Annotated in this window: 15 protein-coding genes and 1 other annotated feature; of the genes, 2 read left to right on the top strand and 13 right to left on the bottom strand. The window is 58.5% G+C overall.

Translation table 11 applies throughout. The annotated features are described in order from the left end of the window. Window positions 1-16 precede the first annotated feature (16 nt). Window positions 17-1,279, top strand: a complete 1,263-nt coding sequence (gene sstT / locus ACFER_RS06470; RefSeq protein WP_012938617.1) for a serine/threonine transporter SstT — start codon at window positions 17-19, stop codon at window positions 1,277-1,279. 50 nt (window positions 1,280-1,329) lie between these two features. Here the strand turns inward: sstT and ACFER_RS06475 are convergent, their stop codons facing one another. The 12 genes from ACFER_RS06475 to purE all read right to left on the bottom strand — a co-directional run bounded on the left by ACFER_RS06475 (window position 1,330) and on the right by purE (window position 13,692). Then, window positions 1,330-2,337: a bile acid:sodium symporter family protein gene (locus tag ACFER_RS06475; RefSeq protein ID WP_012938618.1), complete on the bottom strand. Its 1,008-nt coding sequence runs from the start codon at window positions 2,335-2,337 to the stop codon at window positions 1,330-1,332. Window positions 2,338-2,383: 46 nt separating this feature from the next. Then, window positions 2,384-2,626: a binding site (T-box leader), on the bottom strand. 111 nt (window positions 2,627-2,737) lie between these two features. Then, window positions 2,738-4,132: a magnesium transporter gene (gene mgtE / locus ACFER_RS06480; RefSeq protein ID WP_012938619.1), complete on the bottom strand. Its 1,395-nt coding sequence runs from the start codon at window positions 4,130-4,132 to the stop codon at window positions 2,738-2,740. 90 nt (window positions 4,133-4,222) lie between these two features. Then, window positions 4,223-4,555: a hypothetical protein gene (locus tag ACFER_RS06485; protein WP_012938620.1), complete on the bottom strand. Its 333-nt coding sequence runs from the start codon at window positions 4,553-4,555 to the stop codon at window positions 4,223-4,225. A gap of 24 nt (window positions 4,556-4,579) precedes the next feature. Further along, window positions 4,580-5,809, bottom strand: coding sequence for a class I SAM-dependent rRNA methyltransferase (locus ACFER_RS06490; RefSeq protein WP_012938621.1), 1,230 nt, complete (start codon window positions 5,807-5,809; stop codon window positions 4,580-4,582). Between the two features lie 155 nt (window positions 5,810-5,964). Further along, a complete protein-coding gene (locus ACFER_RS06495; RefSeq protein WP_012938622.1) occupies window positions 5,965-6,297 on the bottom strand; it encodes a hypothetical protein in 333 nt (110 codons plus the stop codon). A 189-nt stretch (window positions 6,298-6,486) separates the two neighbouring features. After that, window positions 6,487-7,998, bottom strand: coding sequence for an IMP dehydrogenase (locus tag ACFER_RS06500; protein ID WP_012938623.1), 1,512 nt, complete (start codon window positions 7,996-7,998; stop codon window positions 6,487-6,489). Between the two features lie 147 nt (window positions 7,999-8,145). After that, a complete protein-coding gene (gene purD, locus ACFER_RS06505) occupies window positions 8,146-9,429 on the bottom strand; it encodes a phosphoribosylamine--glycine ligase (protein ID WP_012938624.1) in 1,284 nt (427 codons plus the stop codon). Window positions 9,430-9,442: 13 nt separating this feature from the next. Continuing rightward, window positions 9,443-10,042: an IMP cyclohydrolase gene (locus ACFER_RS06510; protein ID WP_074704204.1), complete on the bottom strand. Its 600-nt coding sequence runs from the start codon at window positions 10,040-10,042 to the stop codon at window positions 9,443-9,445. 15 nt (window positions 10,043-10,057) lie between these two features. After that, entirely contained in the window at window positions 10,058-10,669 is a 612-nt protein-coding gene (gene purN, locus ACFER_RS06515) for a phosphoribosylglycinamide formyltransferase (protein ID WP_012938626.1), read from the bottom strand. Then, complete coding sequence (gene purM / locus ACFER_RS06520) at window positions 10,662-11,717, bottom strand: phosphoribosylformylglycinamidine cyclo-ligase (RefSeq protein WP_012938627.1); 1,056 nt, start codon at window positions 11,715-11,717, stop codon at window positions 10,662-10,664. Before purM ends, purN begins: the two co-directional genes overlap by 8 nt. A gap of 12 nt (window positions 11,718-11,729) precedes the next feature. Next, on the bottom strand, window positions 11,730-13,172 hold the full coding sequence (gene purF, locus ACFER_RS06525) for an amidophosphoribosyltransferase (RefSeq protein ID WP_012938628.1): 1,443 nt from the start codon (window positions 13,170-13,172) through the stop codon (window positions 11,730-11,732). Window positions 13,173-13,188: 16 nt separating this feature from the next. Next, window positions 13,189-13,692: a 5-(carboxyamino)imidazole ribonucleotide mutase gene (purE, locus tag ACFER_RS06530; protein WP_012938629.1), complete on the bottom strand. Its 504-nt coding sequence runs from the start codon at window positions 13,690-13,692 to the stop codon at window positions 13,189-13,191. A 379-nt stretch (window positions 13,693-14,071) separates the two neighbouring features. On the opposite strand from purE, the gene ACFER_RS06535 reads away from it, so the two are divergent. Then, window positions 14,072-14,545 carry a hypothetical protein gene (locus tag ACFER_RS06535; protein ID WP_012938630.1) on the top strand — a complete coding sequence of 158 codons (474 nt, stop codon included), beginning with the start codon at window positions 14,072-14,074 and terminating at the stop codon, window positions 14,543-14,545. A 108-nt stretch (window positions 14,546-14,653) separates the two neighbouring features. Here the strand turns inward: ACFER_RS06535 and ACFER_RS06540 are convergent, their stop codons facing one another. Continuing rightward, window positions 14,654-17,026, bottom strand: a complete 2,373-nt coding sequence (locus ACFER_RS06540) for an endonuclease MutS2 (RefSeq protein ID WP_012938631.1) — start codon at window positions 17,024-17,026, stop codon at window positions 14,654-14,656. Between the last annotated feature and the right edge of the window lie 52 nt (window positions 17,027-17,078).

Genomic DNA, 17,078 nt, shown 5'->3' on the forward strand with positions numbered 1-17,078 from the left:
AGAAAGGAAGTCTCGTATGAACTCTATGATCCGCACACTTCGTAAAATCCCCCTGATCCACCAGATCGCCGTTGGTCTCATCATCGGCATCCTGATTGCCGTGTTCCTCCCCGGCGCCGTGCCCGTGGTTGGCATCTTCGGCGACCTGTTCGTCCGGGCCCTGAAAGGGGTGGCTCCCCTGCTGGTATTCATCCTGGTGATGAACGCCATGGTCCAGCGGAAAGAAGGGGGCGACACCCAGATGAAGCCCATCATCACCCTGTATGTGATCGGTACTTTCGCCGCTTCCATCGTGGGCGTGGTCCTTTCCTTCCTGTTCCCCCAGACCCTGATGCTCCAGCTGGGAAACGCCAAGGTGAATCCCCCCAGCGGCATTGCGGAAGTGGTCCACAACCTGGTGCTGAACATCGTGGACAATCCCCTGAATGCCATCCTGAACGCCAACTACATCGGTATCCTGGCCTGGGCGGTGATCATCGGCCTGGCTCTCCACAAGGCGGCCAGCCCGGAAACCAAGCATGTGCTGGAAGACCTGTCCGCCGGCATCACCAAAGTGGTCACCTGGGTGATCCATTTCGCTCCTCTGGGGATCATGGGCCTGGTGACCCAGTCCATCAGCGCCAGCGGCCTGTCCGCCCTGATTTCCTATTTCAGCCTGCTGGGCGTGCTGCTGGGTTCCTATTTCCTGGTGGCCCTGGTGATGAACCCCATCATCGTATACCTGAACGTACGGAAGAACCCCTACCCCCTGGTGTGGGCCACCATCAGGGAAAGCGGCATCTACGCTTTCTTCACCCGTTCTTCCGCCGCCAACATCCCGGTGAACCTGACCCTGTGCAAACGGCTGGGGCTGAACCCGGATACCTACACCATCTCCATTCCCCTGGGGGCCACCATCAACATGGCCGGGGCCTCCATCACCATTTCGGTGCTGAGCCTGGCCGCCGCCCATACCCTGGGCGTGGCTGTTGACCTGCCCACGGCCCTGCTGCTGTGCATCGTTTCCACCGTAGGGGCCTGCGGGGCTTCCGGGGTGGCCGGGGGTTCCCTGCTGCTGATCCCCGTGGCCTGTGCCTCTTTCGGCATCAGCAATGACATCGCCATGCAGGTGGTGGGCGTGGGCTTCATCATCAGCATCATCGAAGACGCCTGTGAAACGGCCCTGAACAGCAGCAGCGACGTGCTGTTCACCGCCACCGCCGAATACGCCAGAAGAGCCCGGCTGGGGACCCTGAAGGCAGAGGATATGGTACCGAAGGAATTGGAAGAAGACGAATAAAAAAGAGGTGTTGCACGTGTGAAAATCACACACGCGCAACACCTCTTTTTTCATTTCACCCTCACCGGTACCGGTTCCATCCCTTCTTCTTCATACTGGGAATCGAACTTTTCATTCAGATAGTTGCTGTACAGGTAGGCCAGGACGGCACCGGAGATGTTGTGCCAGGCACTGAAGATGGCTCCGGGGACACCGGCCATGGGCATGGCGGCGAAATGGGCCTTGGCCAGGCCGGTGGCCAGACCGGAATTCTGCATCCCCACTTCGATGGACAGGGCCACCATCTGTTTCCAGCTCATGCCGGTGAGCTTGCCGATGGCAAAGCCCAGCAGATACCCCAGCACATTGTGGAGCATCACCACCAGGAGGATCAGTCCGGCGCTGTTCAGGATGGCGTTCCGGCTGGCTCCGATGATCCCGGCAATCAGGAAGCTGATCACCAGACTGGAAACGGCGGGCAGGTAATCCACCGCTTCTTTGGCGAATTTGGGGAAGAAGTTCTTCACCGCCAGGCCCACACCGATGGGCACGAACACGATCTGGAGGATGGAAACGAACATGCCCATGGGATCAAAGGCGATCTGCTTGCCCACCAGCAGCCAGGTCAGAAGCGGGGTCATGATGGGACTCAGCACCGTGGAGCAGCTGGTCATGGTCACGGAAAAGGGCACATCCCCATGGCTCATGAAGGTGATCACGTTGGAGGACGTCCCGCCGGGGCAGGTGCCCACCAGCACCACCCCCACCGTCAGGGCTGGATCCAGATGGAAGGCCTTGGAGAGCAGAAAAGCCAGGAAGGGCATGACGAAATACTGGGCACAGACCCCGAAGAAAATGTTCTTGGGCTGCTTCAGCACCAGGGCGAAATCGTGGAGGCTGGTGGTCATCCCCATGCCGAACATGATGATCCCCAGCATGACGCTGAGGATGGAGACCCCGTAGGCCTTCCCCAGCACCCAGGAAAAAGCATGGGGGGCGAAAAGCCCGATGCCCAGGAACACCACAGCGATGACGCCGAAATACTTGCCGATCAGTCCACAAACTTTTTTCAAACTCATTTTCCTCATCCTTTCTTTTTCCGGAAACAAAAAAGCCCCGTCCCCTGAAAGGGACGGAGCCATCTCCGCGATACCACCCAATTTCCCGCAGGCCTTGCAGCCCACAGGCTCTCTCAACGTACCAACATACGCGTTTCCACTAACGGGGATCAGCCGTACGGACTTATTTTTGCTTCAGTCCGTCTCTTCCGGGAGGATTTTCCTTTCGGCCAGGCCGCCGGTTCACACCATCCACCGGCTCTCTGGAGGCACGCATCCAGAAAGTACTCTTTCCCATCATCAGATTTCCTTATGCAATTGAGTTGCTTCTCTTTGAAAAGCATGCCCTTATCTTACGAGGATAAGGGCATTTTGTCAAGAAAATTTTTGCTTTATAGGAAAAACTTTTTCAATGGGCTGATTACTGTAACAAATATGGCAGAAACATCTTGGCCAGGCCCAGGAAAATGAAGAACCCGCATACATCGGTGAAAGTGGTGATGAAGATGCTGGAAGCCACGGCCGGGTCGTAGTTCATGGCTTTCAGGACCACCGGCACCAGGAACCCCACCAGGGCTGCGATCATCAGGTTGCAGATCATGGCCACCAGGATGATGAGCCCCAGGGCCAGATTGTGGTTCATCCACACGATCACTGCCCCGGCGATGATCCCGTTCACCAGGCCATTGATGAAGCCTACGGTGATGCCCCGGAGGATCCGGAGTCCGTTGCCGTGGAGTTTGATGTCCCCCAGGGCAATGCCCCGGACCACCACCGCCAGGGTCTGGGTGCCCGCGTTGCCCCCCATGCCGGCTACAATGGGCATGGCGGCGGCCAGGGCCACCACCTGGCTGATGGTATCTTCGAACAAAGAAACCACCGAGGAAGCCAAAAACGCCGTCACCAGGTTGATCAGCAGCCAGGGCAGCCGGAGCTTGACGCTTTCCAGCACCGTGCTGTCCACGTCTTCTTCCTTGCTGACACCGCCCATCTTCAACATGTCTTCGGTGTTTTCTTCTTCGATGACGTCGATGATGTCGTCAACGGTGATGATCCCCAGCATGCCCTTCCGCTTGTTCACCACCGGGATGGCATGGAGGTCGTATTTGGATACCAGCCGGGCCACGTCTTCCTGGTCCGCTTCCGGTTCCACGGAGATCACGTTGTCCTCCATGATGTCCTGGAGGGTGTCATAGTTCTTGGCCACCAGAAGTTCCCGGAGGGACACGGTGCCCACCAGCTGCTTTTTTTCATTGAGCACATAGAGGATGTTGATTTCTTCCGTCTTGGGGGCGATTTCCTTCACCTTTTCCAGGGCCTGGCTCACGGTAAGGGAGCTGCGCATGGAAATGTATTCTGTGGTCATGATCCCGCCGGCAGTGCTTTCCCCATAGCCCAGCAGGTTCCGGATCACTTCCTGGTCGCTGGATTTCATCAGCTTGACCAGCTCTTTCCGCCGGTTGGCGGGCATATCCCCCAGGATATCCACGATATCGTCCTTGGACATATGCTGGAAGATCCGGATGATCTTGTTCAGATCGAACAGCTTCATGATCCGGACCTGGAGCTCGTCATCAGCCTGTTCGATGATCTCCGCCATCTGCTGGTCCGGCAGGATGGTGGCCAGGAACACGATGTCGCTGTCGCTGGCTTCTTCCAGGGCATAGGCCAGGTCGATGGGGTGGGAATCTTCCACCAGCTTCAGGACAGCCTCTTTATCTTTTCGGTTCAGGGCGGAAATCAGTTCGTTCTCTACCCGTTCTTCCAGTTCTTCCTGTTTTTCTTCTACAGAATGGTTCTCTTTCTGTTCATCCATGCTGAACACTCTCCCCTCATGGGTCCCCGTCCTCCCCGGGGCCTGTATGGTGGGAAAGGCCGACCTTCCCCGGTCAGCGTTCCCCCGCTTTTACTTCCGCGTCAGAGCCACGTCGTCCGACGAGAGCCATCCAACGGCACCGTCAAAGCGGATGCATAGATTGTAGACTTTGTTTTCCACCGCATTCCGGGTCTGGTTGATGGGCACGAAAATGGTGCCTTTGGGATAAAAGCCCAGGGTCAGGCTGTCTTTTCCCGGTTCGGCATAGAAAGGCACACCATTGCGGGTGGTCATCATGATGATCTTGGACTGCTGGAACCGTTCTTCCGTGGAAGCGGCATGAGCCGTACCGGTCAGGACCGGCAGGGCGCCCACCCCCACCAGGGAGCAGAAAGCCAGCGCCAGGGTGATTTTCTTGAACATGGGACACCTCGTTTCTCCAGGGGCTTACACCACCTGGAAGATATAGAATTTCAGATAATCAGTTTCCGGCACATTGTACAGGATCGGGTGATCCGGAGCCTGCTGCCGGGCTTCCACCTGCCGGAGGGAAACCGCCGCATCCCGGGCGGCCTCATGGAGCATTTCCACGAACAGTTCGCTTTTCATGAAATGGCTGCAGCTGCAGGTGGCCAGGTAGCCTCCCCGGGGCAGCAGCTTCATGGCCTTCAGGTTGATCTCCTTGTAGCCCCGGAAGGCGCTTTTCACCGTGTGGCTGCTTTTGGTAAAGGCCGGGGGATCCAGGATGATGAAATCGAAGGGATGCTGCTTTTTGTTTTCCAGATCCGTCAGGTATTCGAACACATTGGCTTCCACGGTCTGGATTTTGTCTTCCAGTCCGTTGAGGGCAAAGTTGTCCCGGGCCCGTTTCAGGGCTTCCCCGGAAATATCCACCGCCGTGACGCTGGCAGCGCCCCCTTTGGCCGCGTTCAGGGCAAAGGGACCGGTGTGGGTGAAGCAGTCCAGTACATGCTTGCCGGCACAGATCCGGGAAACCGCCAGCCGGTTGTATTTCTGGTCCAGGAAATAGCCGGTTTTCTGGCCGTTCACCACGTCCACCCGGTACCGGAGGCCGTTTTCCGTGATGATGGGCATGAGATCCTGTTCCGTCAGGGTGCTGCCGGGGATTTCCGCAATGCCCTGGCCTTCCGTGAGCCCTTCCAGTTCCCGGATCTTCACATCGTTCCGTTCGTAGATGCCTTTCACCTCTTCGCCCATGGCCCGGAGCTGCTCCAGGAGCTGGGTGAAAATCAGTTCCTTCCGCTGTTCCATGCCCAGGCTCAGCACCTGGGCCACCAGAACGTCCCCGAACCGGTCCACGGTGAGTCCCGGGAAGCCGTCAGCTTCCCCGAAGATCAGCCGGCAGTCTTTGAAATCCTCTCCGGGCATGACGGTTTTCCGGTAATCCAGGGCGTACTGGATCCGCCGTGCAAAGAAGGCTTCATCGAACCGGTCGTTGGCGTTCCGGGACAGGAGCCGCACCCGGATCTTGGAATGGTCGTTGTAGAAACCGGTACCGATGTACTTGCCCTTCTTCTCGCTGACCACGTCCACCAGGTCCCCGTTTTCCACAGGACCGGCCACGTCCAGCACTTCGTCCCCGAACACCCAGGGGTGCCCGCCCCGGGCCATTTTTTCCCCTTTGCGGGTGATGGTCACTTTCGTATATTCACGCATACGCTTCCGCCCTCCCGGTTAATGTCGTATAGTTTATTGTACCATATGTAACGGGTGATGGGAACGGGTTTTGGTATGCAAAAAAGGGACTGTGAAAAAATGAAGAATCATTTTTTCACAGTCCCTTTGGTCGCGGGTCGCGAGTCGCGGGCTTGTTAGCGGAGCCCGAATATCCTGTCGATCAGCCTCTGGATCCCGCTGGGGTCCTTTTTGGGAGCCGGACGGGGTTCCGGTGCCGGGGCCGGTTCCGCCTGTTTGGCCTGGGCCTTCCGGGTATCTTCTCCCAGCTTCCCCACCTGCTTTTCCAGGCTGGCCAGGCTGTTTTTCAGATTGGTGTCGTCGTACCGGGTGCCCACAATGTCCCGCTTCATGCTCCGGACTTCCTTTTCCAGCAGCAGCTGCTGGCTGTCCAGCCGAAGATACAGCCCGAAAGTGCACAGCAGGTTCCCGGCCAAAAGGGCCAGGACCATTTTCTGGAATCGTGTCATACCAGGACCTCCTGAAAAAATTTTCCCCATTGTAACATAACGGAAGGAAAAAGGAAAGGCGCTGTGAAAAAATCATCCACAGCGCCTTTATTTCGCTTGCGTCAGCTGGCTTCCATCGGCTAGTGACTAGAGACTAGTGACTAGTGACGGGGTGTGAAAAAGCATTTTTTCACACCCCCCTTATCCGCCTCATTTCGGATAGTTGGAAGAAGTATTTTCTTTCAGCAGAACGTCGTGGGCCCCGCCTTCCACCAGGCTGGTGGCGGATACCAGGGTCAGTTTGGCCTTTTTCTGCAGTTCGGGGATGGTGAGAGCCCCGCAGTTGCACATGGTGGACCGCATCTTGGAGATGGTCAGGTTCACGTTGTCTTTCAGGCCGCCGGCGTAGGGCACGTAGGAATCCACCCCTTCTTCGAAGGAGAGTTTCTTGTCGCCGCCCAGGTCATACCGCTGCCAGTTCCGGGCACGGGCGGAACCTTCGCCCCAGTATTCCTTCATGTAGGTGCCGTTGATGTTCACCTTGTTGGTGGGGGATTCGTCGAACCGGGCGAAATACCGGCCCAGCATCAGGAAGTCAGCACCCATGGCCAGAGCCAGGGTCATGTGATAATCGTACACAATGCCGCCGTCGGAGCAGATGGGCACGTAGATGCCGGTTTCCTTGAAGTATTCGTCCCGGGCCTTGGCCACTTCGATGACTGCCGTAGCCTGGCCCCGGCCGATGCCTTTCTGTTCCCGGGTGATGCAGATGGAACCGCCGCCGATCCCGATCTTCACGAAGTCAGCGCCGCATTCTGCCAGGAACCGGAAGCCTTCGGCGTCCACCACGTTGCCGGCCCCTACCTTGACGGAATCACCGTATTTGTCCCGGATCCATTTCAGGGTCCGTTTCTGCCATTCACTGTAGCCTTCGGAGGAGTCGATGCACAGTACGTCCGCACCGGCTTCCACCAGGGCCGGTACCCGCTGTTCGTAGTCACGGGTGTTGATGCCGGCACCTACCACGTGGCGTTTCTGGTTGTCCAGCAGTTCCAGGGGATACTGTTTATGGGTGGAGTAGTCTTTCCGGAACACCATGTACATCAGGTTGCCCTCTTTGTCGATAATGGGCAGGGTGTTCAGTTTGTGTTCCCAGATGATGTCATTGGCCTGTTTCAGGGTGATGTCGCTGCTGCCCACCACCATGTCGGAAACCGGGGTCATGAAATCCTTCACCTGGTCTTCCATGTTCATACGGCTGATCCGGTAGTCACGGCTGGTGACGATGCCTTCCAGATGACCGTTCTTGCTGCCGTCGCTGGTAACGGCCATGGTGCTGTGGCCGGTCTTTTCCTTCAGGGCCAGTACATCGGCCAGGGTGCTTTCCGGACGCAGGTTGGAGTCGCTGACCACGAATCCGGCCTTGAAGCTCTTGACCCGGGCCACCATGGCAGCTTCGCTTTCGATGGTCTGGGACCCGTAGATGAAGGAGATGCCCCCTTCACGGGACAGAGCGATGGCCATGTTGTCGTCGGATACGGACTGCATGATGGCGGAAACCAGGGGAATATTCAGGGTCAGAGCCGGTTCTTCACCTTTTTTGAATTTCACCAGCGGAGTCTTCAGACTCACATTTGCCGGGATGCATTCGCTGGAAGAATATCCAGGAACTAAAAGATACTCACTGAAAGTATGAGCAGGTTCATCATAGATAAAAGCCATTGTATATCCCCCTTTGAAATATTTTTCTCATTTTAGCACCAGTCTGTCACAAATGCAACAGGTTTTTCTGTTTTTTTTCCAACAAAGTCTTTCCGTTACGGAAACAGACCGCAGAGGCTGGATAGGGACTGCGGTCTGTAACGGTTCTTATTTTGCCTTCAGCCGGCGCAGGGCTCTCCAGGCAATATCCTGGCGGTAATGGGCCCCGTCGAAATGGATCTTGTCCACGGCGTCATAGGCTTTCTGCTGGGCGGAAGGAATGTCATCAGCCACAGCGGTCACCCCCAGCACACGGCCCCCGTTGGTGAGGATCTTCCCGTCCTCTTCCCGGGTACCGGCGTGGAAAACCACCACATTGTCCATGGCATTGGCCGCTTTCAGACCGGTGATGGGGATCCCCTTCTTGTAGGATGCCGGGTAGCCGCCGCTGGCCATGACCACGCATACGGCCGCCTTGTCGCTCCATTCCACCAGGTCAGGGGTCAGGGTGCCGTTGGCGCAGGCCACCATGATCTCTGCCAGGTCGCTTTTCAGCAGGGGCAGCACCACCTGGGTTTCCGGATCCCCGAACCGGGCGTTGAATTCCACCACTTTTACACTGTCCCCTTTGATCATGAGACCGGCATACAGGCAGCCGGAATAAGGCCGGCCTTCCTTGGCCAGGGCATCCACAATGGGGCGCAGCACTTCCTTCACGGTTTTTTCCTTCAGGGCATCGGTCATCACCGGAGCCGGGCAGTAGGCCCCCATGCCCCCGGTATTGGGCCCCTGGTCCCCGTCATTCACCCGTTTGTGGTCCTGGGCGGCCAGCATGGGCACAATGGTCTTCCCATCGGTGAAGGCCAGCAGGGAGGCTTCCTCCCCTTCCATGAACTCTTCGATGACCACCCGGTTGCCGGCACTGCCGAACTTGTGGGCTCCCATCATTTCGTCCAGGGCTGCCAGGGCTTCGTCCCTGGTCATGGCCACCACCACACCCTTGCCGGCAGCCAGGCCGTCCGCCTTGATCACGATGGGCGCGCCTTTTTCTTCCACAAAGGCCCTGGCATCCGCCAGGTTGTCGCACACCTTGAAGAAGGCCGTGGGCACCCCGTACTTTTCCATCAGTTCCTTGGAGAAAATCTTGGAGCCTTCGATTTCCGCCGCTTTGGCACTGGGCCCGAAAATGGTCAGACCCCGGGCTTTGAACACATCCACGATACCGGCCACCAGCGGGGCTTCCGGCCCCACCACCGTCAGGTCGATGGCGTGTTTTTCCGCCCAGTCCGCCAGACCGTCCAGGTCCGCAATATCCAGGTCCACACATTCCGCCAGGTCCTTCATGCCGGGATTCCCGGGAGCTGCGTAGAGTTTCGTCACCTTTTTGCTTTGGGCCAGCTTCCAGACCAGGGTATGTTCCCGGCCGCCGCCGCCAATTACCAGTACCTGCATGCTAAAGCCTCCCTTATTCTTCGCTTTCCAGCTGCTTCTTCAGATAGGCTGCAATGGCCGTATCGTATTCCGCCGTATGGGCAAAGGCTTCCTGGGCCAGCATCTTCCGGGTCTTCAGGTCGATGTCGCCTTTTTCCTTCAGCATGTGGATCAGGTCTTCATACCGGTCCGGATTGGTGATGATCACCACATCGTGGAAGTTCTTGGCAGAAGCCCGGACCATGGCCGGCCCGCCGATATCGATGTTTTCGATGGCTTCGGCTTCCGTAACATCCGGTTTGGCAATGGTCTGCTGGAAGGGATACAGGTTCACCACCACCAGGTCGATGGGCTGGATCCCGTTTTTCTTCATGTCTTCCATATGTTTGGGATTGCTGCGCACCGCCAGGATGCCCCCGTGGATCTTGGGGTTCAGGGTCTTCACCCGGCCGTCCATCATTTCCGGGGTCCCGGTCACATCGCTCACATAGGTCACCGGCACGCCGGCTTCCTTCAGGACTTTCATGGTACCGCCGGTGGAAATGATTTCCACCCCGTTGTTGTTCAGGAAATAGCCCAGCTTCACAATGCCGGTCTTATCAGAAACGCTCAGTAATGCTCTGCGAATTTTCAACATGGATCGTTCTCCTTATTTCCGGATTTTCACTTTCCGGCCATTCACGGTCAGCCGGTCTTCCGCCCACAGCTTCACCACTTCCGGCAGGATGGTATGTTCCTGGACCAGGATCCGGGCAGCCAGGGTATCATGGGTATCTTCGTCCAGCACCGGCACGGCAGCCTGCATGATGATGGGCCCCGTATCCATCCCGGCATCCACAAAGTGGACGGTGCAGCCGGCGATCTTCACCCCGTAGTTCAGGGCCTGTCCCTGGGCGTCCAGCCCGGTAAAGGACGGCAGCAGGGCCGGATGGATGTTGATGATCCTGTGGTACCAGGAATTCACGAAATCCCCGCTGAGGATCCGCATGAACCCGGCCAGCACCACCAGTTCCACTCCCGCTTCCCGGAGAGTCTTGTCGATGGCCGCTTCAAAGGACGGCTTGTCCACATAGTCCTGGCGGGCAATGGCATAATGGGGGATGCCCATTTTTTCCGCCCGTTCCAGGGCATAGGCTTCCGGGCTGTCGCTGATCACCACGGCGATCTCGATGGGGAGGTTCTCTTTTTTGATCTTGTCGGCCACGGCCTGGAAATTGCTTCCCCGGCCGCTGACCAGCACCCCGATTTTCCGCTTAGTCACCGAAAACCCCGCCTTTCATGACGGTCTTCCTGTTCCCGGGCACCACCTGGCCCAGTTCGTAGAAGGTTTCCCCGTTTTCTTTCAGATGGGCCCGGACGGCGTCCGCTTCAGACGGATCCACCACCAGTACCATCCCCACACCCATATTGAAGGTCCGGTACATTTCCTTCACCGGCACATTGCCCCATTCCTGGAGCTTCTTGAACACGGCGGGCACTTCCCAGGCGTCTGCATGGACTTCCGCATCGCAGTCTTCCGGCAGGATCCGGGGAATGTTGTCGTAGAAGCCGCCCCCGGTGATGTGGACCATGCCGTGGAGGTCGAATTTTTTGATCATGGGCAGGATGGTCCTGGGATACAGCCGGGTGGGAGTCAGCAGTTCCTCACCCAGGGTCTTGCCGAATTCCGGGATGTAGGTATCCACGCTGAAGCCCTGGGCTTCGAAGCAGATCTTCCGGACCAGGGAGAACCCGTTGGAATGGACCCCGGTGGAAGGCAGGCCCAGCAGCACGTCTCCGGCCTTTACCTTCTCCCCGGTGATCATCTTGCTCCGTTCCACAACGCCCACGCTGAAGCCGGCGATGTCGTATTCGTCCTTGGCATAGAACCCGGCCATTTCAGCGGTTTCCCCGCCGATCAGAGCGCAGCCGCTTTCCTTGCAGGCATTGGCCACCCCTTTGACGATGTCGGCGATTTTCTGGGATTCCACCTTGGCGGTGGCGATGTAATCCAGGAAGAACAGAGGTTCCGCCCCCTGGACCAGGATATCATTGACGCACATGGCCACGGCGTCCTGGCCGATGGTGTCGTGCCGGTCCATCATGAAGGCGATCTTCAGCTTGGTGCCAACCCCGTCGGTACCGGAAACCAGCACCGGATCCTGGTATTTGTTCCCCAGGGCGAACAGGCCCCCGAAGCCCCCCAGATCCCCGATGACTTCCGGACGGTAGGTGGCCCGGACGCTGTCCTTCATCAGTTCCACAGCCTTGTTGCCGGCGTCGATGTCCACTCCTGCATCTGCGTATGTAATGACCTTTTTCTCGCTCACGCTGTTTCCTCCTTAGCAACCCAGTTCAAACTGTAATTTGGATCCTTTTTTCATTTCTTTATCTGCTCCATCCGGATAATGGGAGTTGAAGCAGGCATAGCACATGTCATCGGGCTTCAGCACGGACAGGCTGGCCCGGAGCCCTTCCATGGTGATGTAGTGCAGGCTGTCCGCCTTGATGTACTGGCGGATTTCCTCTTCGGTCTTGCTGGCGGCGATCAGTTCCTTCCGTTCGGAAGTGTCGATGCCGTAGAAGCAGGAATCCATCACAGGAGGAGAGCTGATGCACACATGGATGGCGGTGGCTCCCGCATCCCGGAGCAGCTGGACGATTTTCCCGCTGGTGGTGCCCCGAACGATGGAGTCGTCCACCATCACCACGGATTTGCCCGCCACCAGGCTCCGGTTGGCGTTCAGTTTCAGCCGCACCGCGTTGAGCCGCTGTTTCTGGGTGGGCTGGATGAAGGTCCGGCCGATGTATTTGTTCTTGGTGAGCCCTTCCACAAAGGGGATCCCCGCTTCCAGACCGTAGCCGATGGCGGCGGGAGTCCCGGAATCCGGGACGGAAATCACCACGTCCGCTTTGATGTCTTTGGTTTCCCGTGCCAGGATCCGGCCCATGTTCAGACGGGCCTGATACACGCTTTCCCCGTCGATGATGCTGTCCGGACGGGCAAAATACACGTATTCGAAGATGCAGTGGGCACAGTGGGCCGGTTTGCAGGTGCTGTACATGATGCTTCTGGGTTCCGCTTCTTCGTCGTCGATGACGATCATTTCCCCGGGCTTCACATCCCGCACATAATGGGCCCCCACCAGATCCAGGGCGCAGGTTTCACTGGCCACCACCCATCCATGGTCCAGACGGCCCAGGCACAGGGGCCGGAACCCGTAGGGATCCCGGAAGGCGATCAGCTGGCTGTCGTTCATGATCAGGATGGCAAATGCCCCCTTGATGGTGTCGGCGGCTTCCGCCACCCGTTCCGGCAGGGTCTTCTTCCGGCTCCGGGCGATCAGGCTCAGCACCACTTCACTGTCGATAGTGGTCTGGAACACCACCCCGTCCGCAGCCAGTTCCTTCCGCAGTTCCGCCGCGTTGGTCAGGTTGCCGTTGTGGCTCATGGCCAGGTTGCCCCCGTCGTAGAACACCTTCAGGGGCTGTACATTGTAGGGCATGCTGGCGCCGGTGGTGGAATAGCGCACATGGCCGGCGGCGATGTAACCGTCCAGGCCCTTCAGGCCGTCTTTGAACACATCGTTCACCAGGCCCATGCCCTTTTTGATGTGCATGTGCCGGCCGTCAGTAACGGCAATGCCGGCGCTTTCCTGGCCTCTGTGCTGGAGGGCGAACAGCCCCCAGTAGGTGTTCAGTGCCACATCGTCTTTTTTGGAATAGATGCCGAAGACCCCGCATTCTTCATGGAGCTTGTCTTCTGCAAAAAAGTTGTCCCCCATAGTTCCTCCCGTTTCCTTATGCTTTGGCAGCGGCGGCTCTGGCAGCAGCCAGTTTTTCCCCTTTGGCCTTCACTTCTTCCTGCATCCTGGCTCTGAAATCCGCCAGTTTCTGCACCAGTTCCGGATGGGCACCGGCCAGGATCTCCACTGCGAAGATGGCGGCGTTCTTGGCTCCGTTGATGGCCATGGTGGCCACCGGGATGCCGGAAGGCATCTGGACGAAGCTCAGCAGGGAATCCATCCCGTTCAGGGGAGTAGCATTGATGGGAATGCCGATCACCGGCAGGGTGGTGTAGGCGGCAATGACCCCGCCCAGGTGGGCAGCGGCCCCGGCAGCGGCGATGATGGCTTCCACACCCCGGTCACGGGCACCGGCGGCGAATTCCTTTACCAGTTCCGGAGTCCGGTGGGCACTGGCCACCACCACTTCCACTTCCACGCCGAAATCCTTCAGGACTTTTTCCGCAGGTTCCAGCACCGGCCAGTCCGAATTGCTTCCCATGATAATTGCTACTTTCATTCGTGAGCACCTCCAATGAAAAAAGGCCCGTGATACCGCCTGCACAACGCTGTTCAAGTTTCTCAGAGCCAAACCACCACAATAATTTTATACTCTTATTCTATCAACGGACCGGGGGGATGTCAATGATTTATCGAACTTTTATAACATAAGTTACACTATCGTTCGAAATGGGCGGGAACTCTGCTCCAACCGTAGGGGCGCCGGCCCGGCGCCCCGCAAAACACATGGTCAACTGCTGATTTGGCGGGCCGCCCGGGCCTGGCGCCCCTACGGCATCGCAATGCTAAGATTGCCATGGCCCCCAACACGGACCACCGGCGCCGGCGTGCAGCTCCCTGCGCAATATGGTATAATAGGAAACAAAGAGGTGATTCCCATGACACAGTCCATTTGGAAACGGTTTTTCCTGACCATCCTTACGGCGCTTTCCGTCTGCGGCTCGGCGCTGGCCGCCGGGGCCATCCCGGTGCCCAAGCCCGGACGGATCGGTTCCCCGTTGCCCCGTCCCACGGTTCCCATTGGAGGCTACCAGAACCACCGCCCCATCCCCACTCCCGTCTATACGCCCGTGACCCCTGCCCGGCCGGTGCAGCTGCCCCGGATCCCCCTGCGGCCCATTGTCCAGCCCATGACCAGATCCCTGGCTCCCACGGGAGAACAGCTGGGCGTTTACAAGCCCGATCTGACCTTATTTTCCTGGGCCTCTCCCCGGGACATCGGGACGCCTGTGGGCCTTTCCCGGCTCCACGACCCATCCTGGTCCCTGGCCTGGTGGAAACCGGAATCCGCCATCACCCAGGCCGATGTGGCCCAGAGCCGGCTGGCGAAGCTGATGGAAGAGGTGAAATGAATGAAAAAGAGGGTGTTGCACAGAACGTGCAACACCCTCTTTGATTGCGGCTCGCGACCCGTGACTGGCGGCCCACGACCAGGGTGTGAATTTTTTCACACCCCCTTTTCATTTCACCCACACAATGGTGGCGCCGAAGCCCCCTTCGTTCAGGGGGGCCATTTCTGTTTTCAGCACATTGGGGTGCTGGTCCAGGTATTCCAGGAGGCCTTTCCGGAGCATGCCGGTGCCCTTCCCGTGGACCAGACGGAACCGGTCCATCCCGGCCAGCAGGGCGTCGTCGATGGCCTTGTCCACATAGGGGATGGCCTCATCCACGGTTTTGCCCCGGACATCGATCTGTACCGTGGCATCCTGGGCCTTCTTCACAAACAGGTTGTGGCCCTGGCTGGTACTCTTCTTCAGGGTCCGGTGGGTACTCCTGGGCTGGCTGGGAGCTTCCTTCAGCAGCAGGCAGTCCTTCAGCTTCAGGTTCATCTTCATGATCCCGATCCGCACCGTAACTTCCTTGCCGTTGAGGGCCACAATGGTGCCGCTCTGGCCGATCTTCTTCACGTACACCTTCTTGCCCACCGCCGCATTGCCGCTGGTGAGCCCCTGGCCTTCGGGCATGGGCTTCCCGTCAATGGAGAAGTTCTTGTTCAGCACCTTCCGGGACAGTTCCGCCAGCTGTTCCACCTTCCGGCTTTCCACCATGTCCTGGTTGGCCCGGAGTTCCTTCAGGATGGAGGTGGATTCCCGCCGGGCGTTCCGGTACAGTTCGTCCGCCTGTTCCCGGGCCTTCCGGAGGATGGCGTTCCGGCTCTTTTCCAGATCCTGTTTCTGCCGGGTCAGTTCGTTCTTCAGGTATTCCGCTTCCCGCTGGAGGGCGGAAATCTCGTCCTTCCGGCTTTCGTATTCCCGGCGCTCCCCTTCCAGGTTCTGGAGCACCCGTTCCATATTGCTGTGGCCTTCCCCGATGAAGGTCCTGGCCTCGTCCAGGATCCCCTGAGGCAGCCCCAGCCTCTTGCTGATGTAGAAGGCGTTGGAACTGCCGGGCACTCCCATGAGCAGCTTGTAGGTGGGCCGCAGGGTTTCCGGATCGAATTCCACGCTGGCGTTTTCCATGCCTTCATGCTCGTAGGCAAAGGTCTTCAGTTCGCTGTAGTGGGTGGTCATGATGGTGAGCACCTTCTTCTTGTACAGATACTCGATCATGGCCATGGCCAGGGCCGCCCCTTCGGTGGGGTCGGTGCCCACGCACACTTCATCCACCAGCACCAGGTCCCCTTCCCGGACTTCGTCCAGGATGGAGATCATGTTCTTCATGTGGCCGGAGAAGGTGGACAGGCTCTGTTCGATGCTCTGTTCATCCCCGATATCCGCATAGACGCCCCCGAACACCGGCAGGATGGCTTCTCTGGCCGGGACGAACATCCCCGCCTGGGCCATGAGGGCGAACACCCCCACGGTCTTCAAGGCCACGGTCTTGCCCCCGGTGTTGGGACCGGTGATCAAAAGGGTGGTGAAATCGTCTCCCAGGTTGATGTCCAGGGGCACCACCTTTTCCTGGTCCAGGAGAGGATGGCGTCCCTGGGTGATCCGCAGCCGCTGCTGGAGGATCATCATGGGCCGGCAGCAGTGGAGCTTCTGGGCCAGGGCCGCCTTGGCCCCGATCAGATCCACCTGGGCGGCGATGTCCAGGGAGCTGAGGATGTTTTCCGCCTCGCTGCCCACGTGGCCGGTGAGGGTCCGGAGGATCCGTTCCACTTCCGCCTGTTCCTCCAGCCGGTATTTCTTGATGTCGTTGTTCAGGTTCACCACCGCCATGGGTTCCACGAACAGGGTGGCCCCGCTGGCGCTCTGGTCATGGACCACCCCGGGGAAGTTCAGCCGGTATTCCTGTTTGATGGGGATCACGTACCGGTCTTCCCGCATGGTCACCAGGGCATCCTGGAAGTATTTCTGGTTGTTGGGGTCGTGGAGCAGGCTGTTCAGCTTGTCCTTCACCCGGTTCTTGGCTGCCAGGATCCCGGTGCGCAGGCCCTGGAGCTTCACGGAAGCATTGTCCTTGATGTTGCCCTTTTCATCCAGGGCGCTGGACAGCTGCTTGCTGAGCCGGGAGAAATCCCCCAGCTGGGGACCGTAATCCCGGAGGGCCGGGGCGTTTTCCGTATCTTCCAGCAGGAACTGCTTCAGATGACGGAGACCGTCGATGGTGTCCCCGATGGCCTTGAAGTCTTCCGGCTCCAGGATGCTCCCCACCCGGGTCCGTTTCACCAGGGGGCTGATGTCCGTCATGCCCCCCAGGGGCAGCCGTTTCCCTTCGTCCAGCAGCTGGACGGCTTCGGCGGTTTCCTCCTGGGCCAGTTTCACCTGCTCGAACCGGCTGGAGCTCACCAGATCCAGGGCCAGTTTCCGGCCCAGGGAGGTGCCGGCCTGGTCCGCCAGCAGGATTTTCACTTTGTCGAATTCCAATGTATTGACAGCAAATTTCGCCATAGAATCTCCTTTATGTTGAAAAGCGGGCGGCCGGGCCTGCCGCCCCTACGGT

The organism is Acidaminococcus fermentans DSM 20731, from assembly GCF_000025305.1.
In the GTDB taxonomy this organism is placed as follows: Bacteria; Bacillota; Negativicutes; order Acidaminococcales; family Acidaminococcaceae; genus Acidaminococcus; species Acidaminococcus fermentans.

Excerpts from the sequence above, each read along its gene's own strand:
- sstT (WP_012938617.1), top strand. The coding sequence starts at position 17 with ATGAACTCTATGATCCGCACACTTCGTAAAATCCCCCTGATCCACCAG.
- ACFER_RS06475 (WP_012938618.1), bottom strand. The coding sequence starts at position 2,337 with ATGAGTTTGAAAAAAGTTTGTGGACTGATCGGCAAGTATTTCGGCGTC.
- ACFER_RS06535 (WP_012938630.1), top strand. The coding sequence starts at position 14,072 with ATGACACAGTCCATTTGGAAACGGTTTTTCCTGACCATCCTTACGGCG.
- ACFER_RS06490 (WP_012938621.1), bottom strand. The coding sequence starts at position 5,809 with ATGCGTGAATATACGAAAGTGACCATCACCCGCAAAGGGGAAAAAATG.
- ACFER_RS06495 (WP_012938622.1), bottom strand. The coding sequence starts at position 6,297 with ATGACACGATTCCAGAAAATGGTCCTGGCCCTTTTGGCCGGGAACCTG.
- ACFER_RS06500 (WP_012938623.1), bottom strand. The coding sequence starts at position 7,998 with ATGGCTTTTATCTATGATGAACCTGCTCATACTTTCAGTGAGTATCTT.
- purF (WP_012938628.1), bottom strand. The coding sequence starts at position 13,172 with ATGGGGGACAACTTTTTTGCAGAAGACAAGCTCCATGAAGAATGCGGG.
- purD (WP_012938624.1), bottom strand. The coding sequence starts at position 9,429 with ATGCAGGTACTGGTAATTGGCGGCGGCGGCCGGGAACATACCCTGGTC.
- ACFER_RS06540 (WP_012938631.1), bottom strand. The coding sequence starts at position 17,026 with ATGGCGAAATTTGCTGTCAATACATTGGAATTCGACAAAGTGAAAATC.
- ACFER_RS06485 (WP_012938620.1), bottom strand. The coding sequence starts at position 4,555 with ATGTTCAAGAAAATCACCCTGGCGCTGGCTTTCTGCTCCCTGGTGGGG.
- purE (WP_012938629.1), bottom strand. The coding sequence starts at position 13,692 with ATGAAAGTAGCAATTATCATGGGAAGCAATTCGGACTGGCCGGTGCTG.
- mgtE (WP_012938619.1), bottom strand. The coding sequence starts at position 4,132 with ATGGATGAACAGAAAGAGAACCATTCTGTAGAAGAAAAACAGGAAGAA.